This window comes from Bradyrhizobium lablabi, assembly GCF_001440475.1.
In the GTDB taxonomy this organism is placed as follows: domain Bacteria; phylum Pseudomonadota; class Alphaproteobacteria; order Rhizobiales; family Xanthobacteraceae; genus Bradyrhizobium; species Bradyrhizobium lablabi.
The window spans coordinates 224,692-237,643 of the sequence record NZ_LLYB01000034.1 but is presented as its reverse complement, the minus strand read 5'-3'; the positions used below and the strand labels follow the sequence as shown (position 1 = coordinate 237,643).

Below are 12,952 nucleotides of genomic sequence, written 5' to 3'. Positions count from 1 at the left end.
CAAAAATGGTAGTTGAGGATTTCAACACCAACCGGGGAGCAAGTATAGGCCGCGTATGAAGGTTTTGCGACGAAGCGTTTTGCTATGCAGCAAACGTGGCACCACGTTGTCGCGATCCGGCGATTTCGCTGGCCGGCGATTTCCGGTAGCATCCGGTGCGAGAGGAGACGCTTATGTATCAACCTTCAGGCGTAACGACCTCACCGGAGCTTCCCATTCCTGATCGAATGAAGGCCTGGGTGCTGGGCGATCCGGATCAACTTGAACTGCGGGAAAAGCCGGTACCCGTTCCCGCACGCGCCGAAGTGCTGGTCCGGATTGATGCCGTTGCTATCTGTGCCACCGATCTCGAAATCATTCATTCAGGCTCGCCGGCCAGCATCCAGGGTGGTCTGCCTTTCAACAAGAATTTCACGCCTGGGCATGAGTACATGGGGACCGTTGCAGCGCTCGGGCCCGATGTCGACGAATTCCAGATCGGAGAACGGATCAGCGTCGAGATCCACGCCGGCTGCGGCCAGTGCAAGCGCTGCCGCCAGGGCATGTACACGTCATGCCTGAACTACGGGAAGCCGGACAAGGGCCATCGCGCAAACGGCTTCACGACGGATGGCGGTTTTGCCGAATACGCCGTCAATCACATCAACACGCTGGCGCGGGTGCCCGACACCATGAGCGATGCCGAGGCAACGCTCGTGGTTACCGCAGGCACCTCGATGTATGGGCTGACAGAGTTGGGGGGATTGGTTGCCGGCGAGAGCGTCGTGGTGATCGGCCCGGGGCCGATCGGACTACTCGCAGTGGCCGTCGCAAAGGCGCTGGGCGCCAGCCCGGTCATCCTGACCGGAACGCGCGATAAACGGCTCGCGATCGGCCGGGAACTCGGGGCCGACCGCGTTATCAATATCAACGGCGAAGACGCGGTTGCGGTCGTCAAACAGCTCACCGGCGGCATCGGCGCGGACTATGTGGTCGAATGTGCCGGAAACGAGGCGACAATCAACCAGGCCATTCACATGACCAATCGCGGCGGGAAGATATGTCTCGCCGCATTTCCACACGATCCAGTCGTGATGGATCTCGCACATCTCGTGAAGAACAATATCTATGCCTACGGAATCCGCGGCGAAGGCCGCAGCGCCACCCGCCGCGCCATGGCACTGATGGCGGAGAAGCGCTTCGACGCGACGAAGATCCACACCCACACATTTCCGCTGGCCGACCTGCCGACCGCGCTGCGATATGCCCGCGAGCGCGTCGAAGATGCGATCAAGGTGGTCGTCACCAACCGGAAGGCGGACGCGATCACGAGGACGGCGGCCGAATAGCACGGAGCGGCAGCACTCACCGTCCTTCGAACTTCGGTTCTCGCTTTTCCATGAACGCCTTGATGCCTTCCTGCATGTCCTGCGTCTTGAACAGCGGCAGGAGTTGCAGATAGACATGGTGCACATGATCGGGGAACGTTTCGTTGAGCCCCATTCGCATCATCCGCTTGGCGGCCTGAACCGCCAGCGGAGCGTTAGCCGCGATCTCGCGTGCTATCTCGCGCGCCCGTCCCATCAGCACAATGTCCGGCACGACCTCATTGGCAAGGCCCCATTCGAGTGATTCCCGTGCCGAGAGGGTGCGGCCGGTAAAAATCAGTTCCGACGCCTTGGCCCAGCCGATCATCCGCGGCAGAAACCAGGTGCCTCCCGATTCCGGCACCACACCGCGTTTAACGAATGCCGCAGCCAGCTTGGCCGATTCGGCCATGATGCGAATGTCGCAGCCGAGTGCCGTGTCCATGCCGTAGCCCGCGGCGCCACCGTTCATGGCGCAAATCGTCGGCTTGTCCATCGCCTGCAGAACGGTCGGCGGCGTGTTGCGCAAATCCAGCGAAGTCGCGGAGGAAGCCGCGCTAAGGCCATCACCGCTGCGCTCCCTCCGTAAATCCAGACCGGCGCAAAAGGCCCGCCCATTGCCGGTGAGAATGACACAGCGGACGTCGCGGTCCTCGTTTGCCCTGACGAGCAACCGCGTCAGATCATTCAGCATGGGACCCGAAATCGTGTTCATACGCTCCGGAGCATTGAGCGTGATGACGGCGATATGATCGGCGACCTCATAGAGGACTTCGTTGGATTCGGTCTGCGTGGTGCGTTGGGTTTGATCCATGCGGCTTCTCGTTCCGTTTGATCGATCCTATTGCCGTCTTATTATATTCGTCCCAGGGCAGTCAGGATAACTTGAGGCGTCAGCGGGATTTCCGTGATGATCGTTCCGAACGGCTTGAGTGCATCGTTGACCGCATTGGTTACTGCGGCGGCCGCACCCGCCGTGCCGGCCTCGCCTGCGCCCTTTGCACCCAACTCCGATTCCAAGGTCGGCGAAACCACATGCCCGACATCGATATCCGGCATCTCACCGGACATTGGAACGAGATAGTCGGCCATATTGGCGTTGGTGAGCTGGCCGCGTTCGTCATAGACGCACTTTTCGAACAGCGCCGCGCCAAGCCCCTGCACAACGCCGCCCCTGATCTGCTCATCGACCAGTTGTGGATTGATGATGGTGCCGCAATCCTCGACCACCCAGTGCTTCAGCAGCTTCACAAAACCTGTTTCGATATCGACCTCGAGCCACGAGGCCTGAACGCCGTTGGTGAAGGCGAAGGGATATTCGCGCGGGACAAAGTGCCTGGTCGCCATCAGCTCGGGCTGAATGCCCGGCGGCAGCGTGTCCGGGCGGAAATAGACGATGCGGGCGAGCTCGCTCAACTCGATCCGCGGCGCGCCATCGGCCACCGTCACCACAGCGTTGTTGACGATGTCGAGTTCAACCGCCGTAGACTGGAGGATGGCGGCTGCGACGTCGAGTATGTTTCTGCGCAGTACCTTGGTGGCCTGCAGCGCAGCCTCGCCGCCGATACCGGCACCACGCGAGGCCCAGGTGCCCCCGCCATACGGCGTATTGTCGGTGTCGCCCAAAATCACCCGAACGCGATCCATCGAGACGCCGAGTACGCTGCCGACGATCTGTGCCGTGAGCGATTCCGACCCCTGTCCCTGCTCGGTGATACTGGTCTGGCAGATCACCGAACCCTGAGCGTCGAGCCGCACCGCGACGCCATCCTGAGAGGATATTTTCGCGCCTCCGACACCATAGAACGCCGCGCTGGGATTGGTGACCTCGATAAAGCTCGCGATGCCGATACCCCGATGGATGTTTCTTGCCCGCATGGACGACTGCTCGGCGCGTAACGCCTCATAGTCCATCATCCGAACAAGTTTGGTCAGAGCCGCGTGGTGCGACAACTGCTCGAAGCGCAGGCCCGACGGCGAGGCGCAGGGATATGCATCATCCGCAATCAGATTGCGGCGGCGGATCTCGACCGGATCCACGCCGATCTTCATGGCCGCCAGATCGACCAATCCTTCCGTTACCGAGCAGGCGATCGGATGGCCGACGGCGCGATACTGGCACATCACGTTCTTGTTCTGGAACACGACACGTGCACGGGCACGGTAGTTTCTGGTCACATAGGGCCCACCGACGAGATTGACGACCTGATTGGCTTCGATCGCGCTGGTGCGGGGATACATCGAATAGGGTCCGATCCCCGTAAGGTCGTCGATCTCGAAAGCCGTGATGGTGCCGTCGCGCTTGACGCCGATCTTTCCCTTGCAGCGATGATCGCGGGCATGAATGTCGGTGTTGAAGCTCTCGACCCGGTCGGCCACGAACTTGACCGGACGCCGCAACAGCTTGGACAGCGCGTAGGTCGCCATCTCATCGGCATAGATATGGACCTTGATGCCGAAGGAACCGCCAACGTCCTTGCAGACGACACGCACCTGCGATTCCTTCAGACCAAGATGCAGCGCCGCGATATTTTGCACCATGTGCGGCGCCTGCGTGCCCTGATAGATGGTCAGCCTGGCTTCCGCGGGGTTCCAGTCTGCCACCACCGCACGTGGCTCCAGTGTCACGCCGGTGTGCCGCCCGAAGATGAACTCCGCCTCGATCACCTCGTCGGATTCGGCAAAGGCCTGGTCAACTGCTCCCGCATCATGATTGCGCTCGAAAGCCAGATTGTCGCCAAGCGAAGCATGGATCACGGCTGATGCCGGACTGAGCGCGGCGCGCATGTCCGTGACGGCATCGAGCTCCTGATATTCGACCGAGACACGTTCCGCGGCGTCCTCGGCCTGAGCACGGCTATTCGCCACGACGGCCGCAACCGCTTCGCCCTGCCAGCACGCCCGGTCAATCGCGATCGCATTTTGCGGAGCGGATTTGAGGCCTTTCAAATGCGATAGCACGCCAACCCACGGCGTGATGACGGTCGAGAGCTCCCTGCCTGAGACGACGGCGATCACGCCCGGCATCTGCCTGGCCGTCGAAACGTCGATACCATTGATTGTCGCATGCGCGTGCGGCGAGCGTACGAACACGACATGCGCCATCCGCGGCAGCTCGATATCGCTGACATAGAGCCCACGCCCCTGCATCAGCCGGTCGAGATTCGGCCGCGGCACCGTCTTGCCAATATAGGAGTTCGGACGATCCAGCGCCGAAAGCGCTTCCGGAATTGGCTGTACTGATGTCATGGCAGACGTCCGGCGCGTACCCGCGCTGTGGTCTCGACGGCATCGACGATCGCCTGGTAGCCTGTGCAGCGGCAATAATTGCCGGAAAGATGCGCGCGGATCTCCTCTCGATCCGGGGTTGGCGATTGCTGCAGCAGATCCTGCGCCGCCATCAGCATTCCCGGCGTGCAGAAGCCGCATTGCAGCGCATTACGCTCCCGAAATGCGGACTGCAAATCGGCGATCTCTCCACTGTCGGATACCCCCTCGATCGTCTCGACCTTTGCATTGTGCGTCTGCACCGCAAGCATGAGGCAGGAACGGACGATGTCGCCATCGACGCGGACCGTGCAGGCGCCGCACACGCCGTGCTCGCATCCGATATGCGTGCCGGTCAGCTTCAGATGCTCACGGAGAAAATCCGCCAGGTTCAGACGCGGCAGCACACTCGCTTCAATCCGCTCGCCATTGACACTCAGCGAAATCGCAACCGCAGCCGTCACGCGGATACTCCCGCACAGAGATCGGTCCGGGCGAGCAGCGAGGATACGCAACGTGTGAGCAGGACCCTCGCCAGATGGCGGCGCATGGCGGGCGTCGCCTGTTGATCCCCAAGCGAACTAAGCTCCTCATCCAGCGCGGAGGACACCTCGGACAAGACTGCAGGCGTGACGGCCACGTCAAGCAGTTTCCCGGCAGACCTGGCCAATAGCGGGCGATCGCCCACTGCAAAGAAACCAAGGCGAAGGTCCGCAAACCGCCCATCCCTTACCAAAGCCTGCGCGGCCAGACCGACGATCGCGTAGTCGCCATGCCGGCGGGAGAACTCCTGAAAGTAATGCATCGAGTCTTTTGGCTGCGCCGGCAATTCAACGGCGACCAGCAGCTCCTGCGGCGTAAGCGCCGTTTCGTAGATCCCGGCGAAGAACTCATCAGCCGCAATTCTCCGCTCACCGCCCGGCCCGCGCGCAATAATGGTGGCACCAAGCGCGAGCATACAGGCCGGCAGCTCCGACGCCGGATCGGCCTGGGCAAGGCTTCCCCCAATGGTGCCGCGGTTGCGGATCGCGGGATGGGCGACATGCGCGACCGCGTCCATCAACAAGGGAGCATGGACTGCTATTTCCGGAGATTTCTGGAGATCGGCATGACGCGTCAGCGCGCCTATGGTGAGGACGCCACCCCTCGCCGCCACTCCACGCAACTCATCCAGCTCGCCAATGTCTATAATGAGTTCCGGTGCGATCAGGCGCAGGTTCATCGCCGGCAACAAACTCTGACCACCCGCCAACACCCTAGCCCTTTCGCCATGCGCGGTAAGCAATTCCAGCGCATTTGCGACGCTGGTCGCGCGAGCGTAATCGAAAGCCGAGGCTTTCATTTTTAGCGTGACCTCCCCGGCCAACTATCGGCATTTTCACGGGATTAGACGGCTCGGACCAGCAAAGGTCAAGTTATCGGGCGATTATTTTCGAGTTTGCGCTTGTTTTCGAGCGGCGAACGACGCACGCTCTGTGCAAACAAAAGCTTGCCCTTGGGGAAGAGCAGATCATGAAGCTTGGCTTCTTTACGATGCCCATCCATCCCGTCGACAAGGATTGGCGGCTTTCGCTCAAAGAGGATCGTGAGGCCTTCCTGTTGGCCGATGAACTCGGATACACCGAGGGTTATGTCGGCGAGCACACCACCGATAGAGCCGAGAACATCACGTCCTGCATCGCGTTCATCGCATGGCTTGCGGCGGTAACCAGGCAGATCAAGCTCGGGACCGGCACCGTCAACATGCCGAATGCCCATCCTGCGGCGATTGCAGCCGAGATAGCGATGCTCGATCATATGCTCGACGGGCGCCTGATCTTCGGCATTAGCCCCGGCGGCCTGCTCTCGGACGCCGAAGTATTCGGCAATCTCGAAGCGGACAGGAATGCCATGTTCCTGGAGGCGATCAATCAGGTGCTACAGATCTGGGCCAGTGAGCCTCCCTACAATCTTCGAGGCAAGTACTGGAACATATCGATTCAGAAGACTCTGATCGAGGACATCGGCCAGGGCTTCATTCCGCGTCCCCTGCAACGGCCGCACCCGCCGATCGTGGTGACCGCAGTGGCGCCGTTCTCAAAAGGCGTGACGGAAGCCGCTGCTCGTGGCTGGGATCCGATCTCGGCAAACTTCCTGATGCCGGCCTGGGTGAAAAGCCATTGGCCGAAATATGTCGAAGGCTGCGAACGTGCTGGACGTCCAGCGGATCCGGCGAATTGGCGCGTTGCCAAGAGTGTGTTCGTCGCCAAGGACGCAGCTACGGCAAAAGCCTATGCCACCGATCCGGACGGCCCCTATGTCTACTATTATCGCTCGCTGTTCACCAAGCTGAAGCGCGGTGGTCGCATCGAACTGTTCAAGACGCGTCGCGATCAACCCGACGACGAAGTGACACTGGAATCGATCTGCGACAAGCTGATCATTCATGGAACGCCGGAGAGCGTGGCGGATCAGTTGCTGGCTTTTCAGGAAGAGACCGGGCCCTTCGGCACATTGCTCTATGCCGGCAAGGACTGGAAAGATCGCGAACTGGGACGTCAGTCGATGATCCTGATGGCCGAGAAGGTCATGCCGATGATCAATGTCGGCGCGTCCAGCGGCTCCAAAGCTGCCGAATGATCGCCGAAGGATTCTTGCCGTGGCACTGAGCGATCGCATTCCCTATCAGGCACAGATCGACCGGCCGAAGCTGACGCTGCCCGGCGGCAAGAAGCTCGCGGTATGGGTCATCCTCAATGTCGAGGAATGGCGGATCGAGAACGCGATGCCTCGCACGGTGCTGAGCCCACCGATGGGCCAGCCGCTGTTGCCCGACGTGCCGAACTGGTCCTGGCATGAATACGGGATGCGCGCCGGCTTCTGGCGACAGTTCAAGGCACTGACCGACCGCAGAATGCCCGTGACATTGGCGCTCAACGCCAACGTCTGCAACACCTACCCGCGCGTTGCCTCGGCTGCGCTCGAAGCTGGATTTGAATTCATGGGCCACGGCTACGTTCAGGGGCCGATGCACAAGGTCGAAAACCAGGCGGATGCCATCAAGCGATCGGTCGAGATAATTTCCAGGTTTGCCGGGAAGCCGCCCCGCTCATGGGAAAGCCCTGGCCTCACGGAGACCGAGGAAACGCTCGATCTGCTGCGCCTCAACGGCATCGAGTATGTCGCGGACTGGGTGATTGACGATCTGCCGCAGGACATCGCCACGCCCCACGGCACCATCACGACGATCCCCTACTCGGTAGAAACCAACGACATCGTCATCCATGCGCTGCAGCATCTGCCTTCGGAGCAATTCCTGAAACGCTGCACCGATCAGTTCGACCGGCTTTATCTCGAAGGCGCATCGAATGCGCGGATCATGGCGATCTCGATTCATCCCTATATTACGGGCGTGCCGCACCGCATCAGGTATCTGGAGGCACTGCTCGACTATGTCCTTGGTCACGACGGCGTGGCGCTGATGACCGCAAGTGAGATTGGCGACTGGTACCGCGCAGAGATGACGAAGACCTAGAGTTACGCCCGAGCGCGCGGCCGAGAAAGCTCCACCGAGAGGTCGGCTTCCGCTTAAGGGGATTTCTTGCCATCTCCGGCAAGAAACCGGCCGAAGCCGCCGCGCGCGAATAGTAGAGGCTCCTGTCGATTATAGGCGTAGGATTCGACTGCTCCGAGGAAGATGATGTGATCGCCGCCATAATACCGGTTGGCCGCGCGGCATTGGAAATTCGCGACGCTGTTGGTCAACACCGGCGCGTTGCCAAGCCCCGGTGTCCAGCTCACACCGGCGAACTTGTCCTCCGACGATTTTGCAAACTGCGACGCCAGCGCCTGCTGCGAAGCTCCGAGAACATTGACCGTGAAATGACTGGCGTTCTGGAAGATCGTAAGCCCTTGCGAAAACATCCCCAGGCTCCACAACACCAGCGGCGGATTGAGCGAGACCGAAGCAAAGGAGTTGCAGGTCACGCCATAGGGCCTTCCATCCGCGGCCATTGCGGTGACGATGGTGACGCCCGTGGCGAACGTGCCGAGCGCATTGCGAAAATCGCGTGGGTCGATCGCCGAGTTGTCGCTGGCAAGCTCGTTGGCGGGATCGGCCGGATGTTTGGGTGCGTCAGACATCCACCAGGCCTCAGAGCGTCAGATTTTCGGACGGCAGGCCAAGCGCCACGCGTCCATAGTTGGTTCCCGCCGCATCGAAATTGAATGCGAGGTGAGAATTCACCGCGTGCGCGTCGCGGAACTGCCGCTGCAGCGCGCCAGACGTGAACAGGCTGCGCGCGCCGCTTGCCGCAAACAGCAGCGAGACCGCTTCGGTGCAGAGGTTCACCGCGAAGGCGCCATCCCGCCGCAGCGTCGTCTTGCCCGCCAGATCGGGGATATAGCCCCGCCTCGCGTCAGCCATCGCATCGATGCAGTTCGTGCGCATGACGAGACGGGCCGCGTCGATCTTGGCGGACGCCTCCGCGATCTTGATTTGGGTCGTCTGCAAATCGCTGAGCTTGGCTCGATTGTAAGTCGACGCCCGATGTCGTGCGAGTTCGACATAGTCATTCAGACAGGCCTGGGCATTGCCCAAACCCACACCCGACAACACATAAGGAAAGAGAGAGAAGACCGGCAGCGCATACAGCGCGTTTGGATTGACCGCACTTCCCGGCGTCGGCCCGCCAGTCAGATCGCTGATTGCGACCGTCATGTTCTCTGCGACGAAGGCATCCTCGACCCAAACGTCGTTCGATCCGGTGCCGCACAGGCCCGTCGCATTCCAGGTGTCGTTGATCCTGTACTGGTTCCTGTTGAGCAGGAATAGCCGATATTCGATGCCGTCGGCCTCATCGTCGGACGCAACGACGCCGGCAAGCATGTTCCAGTCGCAGGACTCGACACCCGACGAGAACGGCCAATGACCGCGCAGCACGTATCCTCCCTCGGCCTTCCTCGCCCGACCGGCCGGAAAGATGAAGGACGACGCGATCAATGCATCTGCATTCCTGTCCCAGACCGCGTCCTGCGCCTGCTTGTCAAACATGCCGAGCATCCAGTGATGGCTGGCAAGATTGGCGAAATTCCACGATACGGAAGCATCCGCCTGCCCCAGTGCATCGGCGCAATCGACCAGAGCAACATAGTCAAGCTCCGCGCCCCCGACGCGTTTAGGCTGCACGATCCGGAACAGGCCGGCATCATGCAGGTCGCGTTCGGTCTCCGGCGGCAAGCGCCGGAGCTCTTCCGTTTTTGAAGCACGATCACGCAGCTCTGGAATCAGGGCCTTGGCTCGCGCGACCATAGCGGCATAGCCGGCCGTACCCGGTGCTCCGGGCAAACCTGCATCGGGCCTGACGCTGTGTTCCGCCATATCTTTCCTCGCCCGCTTTAAGCCGTCCGAGCTCTGCTAGTCTACCGGCTGATCGCCAATGATCAAGGCGCGGCGAGCATGGCTATTTCGCCATAAAGCACTACCCCCAAACGCAAAAAAGGCCCGGTGGCTGATGAGCCACCGGGCCTTTGATCCATTGGAGCACGGAAGGCCAGAGCTGCTATTTCATGTCCTTACGCCAATAGAGCGTATTCGGCCAGGCCCAGGGCTGCGTCGGAATGAACAGGCAGTAGCCCGCGCGAATGAAGTTGTTGGCTGATGGAATATTGTCCGTGGTGTCGGACACGATCGAAAACCACCCGTTCAGACGTGCACGCGCCTCCATGGCTCGCATCAGGCGTAGCTGAAGCCGATGCCCGCAATGCTTGCCCACGACACCAACACGGCAAAAATAGCCCGCGTTGACAACGTGCGTCGACGCAACGATGCCGGCGAAGCCGACCGGCTTGGTCCCGTGAAGCGCAAGCCACCAGTGTCCTTGATCAAACTGCGGCACGGGCGCGGTATCAAGGAAGGTCGATTGATGCAGGTCCGCCAAGGTATCCGCAATGCCATCGTCATTTCCGTCAACTTCGCGAATTCGATACATTGCGCGTGCCCGGTTCGAGTTTGTCGTCGGTATCCAGCCAGTCAGCAGATCATTTGCCGAGCGTCGCTCTGATGCCGAGCCAAACGGCACCGACGAATCCCGTTACAATCATCGTGACAACTGCCTTGAAGGTATAACTCTGCGCCTGCTCGACGCTCCTGCGCCAGCGCCGCAGGTGCTGAAAATCGGCGCGAAGCTCCCGCCGATCGTCCTCGTCTATCCCGAACGAAGTCAGTGTCGTTGCGACGGCTTTGAGAACCACCGCGTCGATATCGTCATGACGAATCCTCTGCTGCTCGGCCAGCGTCTCGATGACGATGGCCCGGACGTCCGAAGCCTGCATCTCCGTCATCGCCTGATAATCCGCGCCACGTTTTCGAAACCTCGCTTGGCGAAATAGAAGGAAACCACGAGGTTGGACGTGATCGCGGCGAAGCCCGCGAGCGGGTCAGTCGTGCCAAGGCCGAAACCTTGTCCCAGATCAACAATTTCCCGAAATAGATCGCCACGAAATACCCGATCAGCTTGTCCGGCTCGTACCAATGCCCGAGCTCGGCGATTCGGTATTGCATGATGGCGTTGGTTTCGGAGACCTGTGCAGCGATCTCGGCCGATGCCGTTTCGCTCGCAATCTTTTCCGAGGTATTGCCGGCCGCGAGCTTTGCCTTGTAGCCGTCGATCAGACCCTTGATGACCGGGCCGCCGATGAAGCTGATGATGGTCATCCACATTTGCGCGCCTCCAGCGTCATCCATACCGCGAACACGACGAGAAGCCCCTCGGCACCGAGCACGCCCGGTCGAACCTGAAAGAGCTGGCTCGCCGCCCAGATCAGCCATCCGCCGGCCAGCGCGGCCGCCCATGCCAGCAGAGCGAGAGCGGTTTTCATGTCAGAGCGTCCGGCGGCGACAGGCTTCGGTAACCACGCCGGCCAACGCTGCAAAGGCCAGCATCTTGAATGCGGACCTGGCATCCAGACTCGATAGCTGCGTGAAGTCGTATCCCGAGAAGGCCGCGATGAGGCCGGCACCGATGATGCCGACAATGTACTGGATACGCGCCCAGACTATCGTCACCGAATCCTTGAACCATGCCTTGATCTTGTTCCAAGTACTGATCATGCTTTCCTCCTGAAAACGGCGTTGAAGATGTTGGTGATGAATGCGCCGATAGATCCCTTCGCTGGGTTGGCAATGGACGGCGTGGCAGGCTTTTTGGACATCGCAGGCGTGATGGTCGCGCCCGTAAACGTGATGGTGGGATCAAGCGCCATCATCGCCATCAGCAGGCCAGCGCAGCCAGGCTGCCTATCGACGACGTTCGGATCGTAGACGCCGTCGCGGACATACTTGCCGGATCGATACTGGTCGGTGCCGGACCAGATGTAGGGCGAAGGCCTTCCGCGCGCGGCATAGCCGAGCCCGTTGTATTGCTCGAGCTTGGCCAACATCCGGCCGATGCTCCAGTCCCTGTTGCGCGCCGCATAGGGCGCGCAATTGACCAGCGCGTCGATTGCGGCCTCCTCCCAGGATCTGAATGGCCCGCGGCCCGTTGGCACGTGGACGGACACCCTATTCCAGGGATCCCCCTGCGCCAGCGACCCGGTCCAGTCCTGCGAGCACTCGCGTTCATGGATGACGGCAATGACCGCCCATGGCACGCCGGTCTTGGCCGAAACCGCCTGGTATCTGGCCTTGGCATCCGGGGCAGCCAGACGGCGGGCAACAGGCGTGAAATTTCGTGTCAGTTTGGCTTCAACCCAGCGCTGCGCATTCGCCGCGGTGAGGGCGTTAAGGTCGGTCATTGATGTTCTCGGGGTGGTTGTGGTATGGGCGAACACACAGGCTTTTGGGGGCGCAGTGTCAGAATATCTAGCCGGCGGCGCGCAGCCGCGACCAGCGGAAGGCAGGCTTGCAGGACTCCAGTTGGCAAGAGCGTTAGCGGCGCTGAGTGTCGCTTATTTTCACTCGTATATCGCGCTGCGCATCTATCCCGAGAGCGCTCAATATCCACTCACCTTTCTAAGGGATTGGGGATATCTCGGTGTCAACTTCTTCTTCGCGATCAGCGGATATGTGATCTGCCTAGTGACGGAAAAGAAAAGCTTCACCGTCCGGTCGTTCGTCATTAAGCGCCTTTTCCGCCTGTACCCCATGTACTGGACTGCAATGGGCGCGATTGCCATCATGATTCTGATCGGCAGATATCCCGTTCAGTCGATCGATCATTTTCTCTACTCGATGACGCTGCTGCCGCAGCATGGTCCGTCAGCATATGACGTAAGCTGGACCCTAGAGCGCGAGCTGGTTTTCTACTCTGTCGCAGCCGTCACTGTGCCGTTAACCGGCATTTACGGCCTCGCGGCGGTAC

Annotated in this window: 15 protein-coding genes; 4 read left to right on the top strand and 11 right to left on the bottom strand. The window is 60.6% G+C overall.

Annotated elements, in window-relative coordinates; genetic code table 11:
* Positions 1-173 precede the first annotated feature (173 nt).
* Positions 174-1,328: a zinc-dependent alcohol dehydrogenase gene (locus CQ14_RS02605; RefSeq protein WP_057856366.1), complete on the top strand. Its 1,155-nt coding sequence runs from the start codon at positions 174-176 to the stop codon at positions 1,326-1,328.
* Positions 1,329-1,344: 16 nt separating this feature from the next.
* Here the strand turns inward: CQ14_RS02605 and CQ14_RS02600 are convergent, their stop codons facing one another.
* Genes CQ14_RS02600 through CQ14_RS02585 form a run of 4 tightly spaced genes read right to left on the bottom strand, consistent with a single transcriptional unit; the run spans position 1,345 to position 5,955 of the window.
* Entirely contained in the window at positions 1,345-2,160 is an 816-nt protein-coding gene (locus CQ14_RS02600) for an enoyl-CoA hydratase/isomerase family protein (protein ID WP_057856365.1), read from the bottom strand.
* Between the two features lie 41 nt (positions 2,161-2,201).
* The gene (locus tag CQ14_RS02595) at positions 2,202-4,595 is read right to left on the bottom strand and encodes a xanthine dehydrogenase family protein molybdopterin-binding subunit (protein WP_057856364.1); all 2,394 of its coding nucleotides are present in this window, start codon (positions 4,593-4,595) and stop codon (positions 2,202-2,204) included.
* Entirely contained in the window at positions 4,592-5,077 is a 486-nt protein-coding gene (locus CQ14_RS02590; RefSeq protein ID WP_057856363.1) for a (2Fe-2S)-binding protein, read from the bottom strand. The genes CQ14_RS02595 and CQ14_RS02590 overlap by 4 nt, the downstream gene beginning before the upstream one ends.
* Entirely contained in the window at positions 5,074-5,955 is an 882-nt protein-coding gene (locus tag CQ14_RS02585; protein ID WP_057856429.1) for an FAD binding domain-containing protein, read from the bottom strand. The genes CQ14_RS02590 and CQ14_RS02585 overlap by 4 nt, the downstream gene beginning before the upstream one ends.
* 170 nt (positions 5,956-6,125) lie before the next feature.
* On the opposite strand from CQ14_RS02585, the gene CQ14_RS02580 reads away from it, so the two are divergent.
* Both CQ14_RS02580 and CQ14_RS02575 read left to right on the top strand, forming a co-directional pair.
* Positions 6,126-7,232, top strand: coding sequence for an LLM class flavin-dependent oxidoreductase (locus CQ14_RS02580; protein ID WP_057856362.1), 1,107 nt, complete (start codon positions 6,126-6,128; stop codon positions 7,230-7,232).
* A 19-nt stretch (positions 7,233-7,251) separates the two neighbouring features.
* Positions 7,252-8,127, top strand: a complete 876-nt coding sequence (locus CQ14_RS02575) for a polysaccharide deacetylase family protein (RefSeq protein WP_057856428.1) — start codon at positions 7,252-7,254, stop codon at positions 8,125-8,127.
* A 53-nt stretch (positions 8,128-8,180) separates the two neighbouring features.
* Here CQ14_RS02575 and CQ14_RS02570 read toward each other — a convergent pair whose 3' ends face one another.
* The 7 genes from CQ14_RS02570 to CQ14_RS02540 form a co-directional block, all read right to left on the bottom strand.
* A complete protein-coding gene (locus CQ14_RS02570) occupies positions 8,181-8,735 on the bottom strand; it encodes a flavin reductase family protein (RefSeq protein ID WP_057856361.1) in 555 nt (184 codons plus the stop codon).
* 10 nt (positions 8,736-8,745) lie between these two features.
* A complete protein-coding gene (locus CQ14_RS02565; protein ID WP_057856360.1) occupies positions 8,746-9,972 on the bottom strand; it encodes an acyl-CoA dehydrogenase family protein in 1,227 nt (408 codons plus the stop codon).
* A gap of 181 nt (positions 9,973-10,153) precedes the next feature.
* On the bottom strand, positions 10,154-10,582 hold the full coding sequence (locus CQ14_RS02560; protein ID WP_057856359.1) for a GNAT family N-acetyltransferase: 429 nt from the start codon (positions 10,580-10,582) through the stop codon (positions 10,154-10,156).
* 49 nt (positions 10,583-10,631) lie between these two features.
* Complete coding sequence (locus CQ14_RS02555; RefSeq protein ID WP_057856358.1) at positions 10,632-10,934, bottom strand: hypothetical protein; 303 nt, start codon at positions 10,932-10,934, stop codon at positions 10,632-10,634.
* A gap of 369 nt (positions 10,935-11,303) precedes the next feature.
* Entirely contained in the window at positions 11,304-11,471 is a 168-nt protein-coding gene (locus CQ14_RS43170; RefSeq protein WP_156434633.1) for a hypothetical protein, read from the bottom strand.
* A gap of 1 nt (position 11,472) precedes the next feature.
* Complete coding sequence (locus tag CQ14_RS02545; RefSeq protein ID WP_057856357.1) at positions 11,473-11,703, bottom strand: hypothetical protein; 231 nt, start codon at positions 11,701-11,703, stop codon at positions 11,473-11,475.
* Positions 11,700-12,386, bottom strand: a complete 687-nt coding sequence (locus CQ14_RS02540) for a hypothetical protein (protein WP_057856356.1) — start codon at positions 12,384-12,386, stop codon at positions 11,700-11,702. Before CQ14_RS02540 ends, CQ14_RS02545 begins: the two co-directional genes overlap by 4 nt.
* A 55-nt stretch (positions 12,387-12,441) precedes the next feature.
* Between CQ14_RS02540 and CQ14_RS02535 the strand changes: the two genes are divergently transcribed.
* A partial coding sequence (locus CQ14_RS02535) for an acyltransferase family protein (RefSeq protein ID WP_199805423.1) occupies positions 12,442-12,952 on the top strand: 511 nt, incomplete at its 3' end.

Bases quoted from the DNA above. Each gene is read 5' to 3' on its own strand.
- CQ14_RS02605 (WP_057856366.1), top strand. From the start codon at position 174: ATGTATCAACCTTCAGGCGTAACGACCTCACCGGAGCTTCCCATTCCT.
- CQ14_RS02580 (WP_057856362.1), top strand. From the start codon at position 6,126: ATGAAGCTTGGCTTCTTTACGATGCCCATCCATCCCGTCGACAAGGAT.
- CQ14_RS02565 (WP_057856360.1), bottom strand. From the start codon at position 9,972: ATGGCGGAACACAGCGTCAGGCCCGATGCAGGTTTGCCCGGAGCACCG.
- CQ14_RS02545 (WP_057856357.1), bottom strand. From the start codon at position 11,703: ATGATCAGTACTTGGAACAAGATCAAGGCATGGTTCAAGGATTCGGTG.
- CQ14_RS43170 (WP_156434633.1), bottom strand. From the start codon at position 11,471: ATGAAAACCGCTCTCGCTCTGCTGGCATGGGCGGCCGCGCTGGCCGGC.
- CQ14_RS02585 (WP_057856429.1), bottom strand. From the start codon at position 5,955: ATGAAAGCCTCGGCTTTCGATTACGCTCGCGCGACCAGCGTCGCAAAT.
- CQ14_RS02595 (WP_057856364.1), bottom strand. From the start codon at position 4,595: ATGACATCAGTACAGCCAATTCCGGAAGCGCTTTCGGCGCTGGATCGT.
- CQ14_RS02570 (WP_057856361.1), bottom strand. From the start codon at position 8,735: ATGTCTGACGCACCCAAACATCCGGCCGATCCCGCCAACGAGCTTGCC.
- CQ14_RS02555 (WP_057856358.1), bottom strand. From the start codon at position 10,934: ATGACGGAGATGCAGGCTTCGGACGTCCGGGCCATCGTCATCGAGACG.
- CQ14_RS02540 (WP_057856356.1), bottom strand. From the start codon at position 12,386: ATGACCGACCTTAACGCCCTCACCGCGGCGAATGCGCAGCGCTGGGTT.
- CQ14_RS02600 (WP_057856365.1), bottom strand. From the start codon at position 2,160: ATGGATCAAACCCAACGCACCACGCAGACCGAATCCAACGAAGTCCTC.
- CQ14_RS02560 (WP_057856359.1), bottom strand. From the start codon at position 10,582: ATGTATCGAATTCGCGAAGTTGACGGAAATGACGATGGCATTGCGGAT.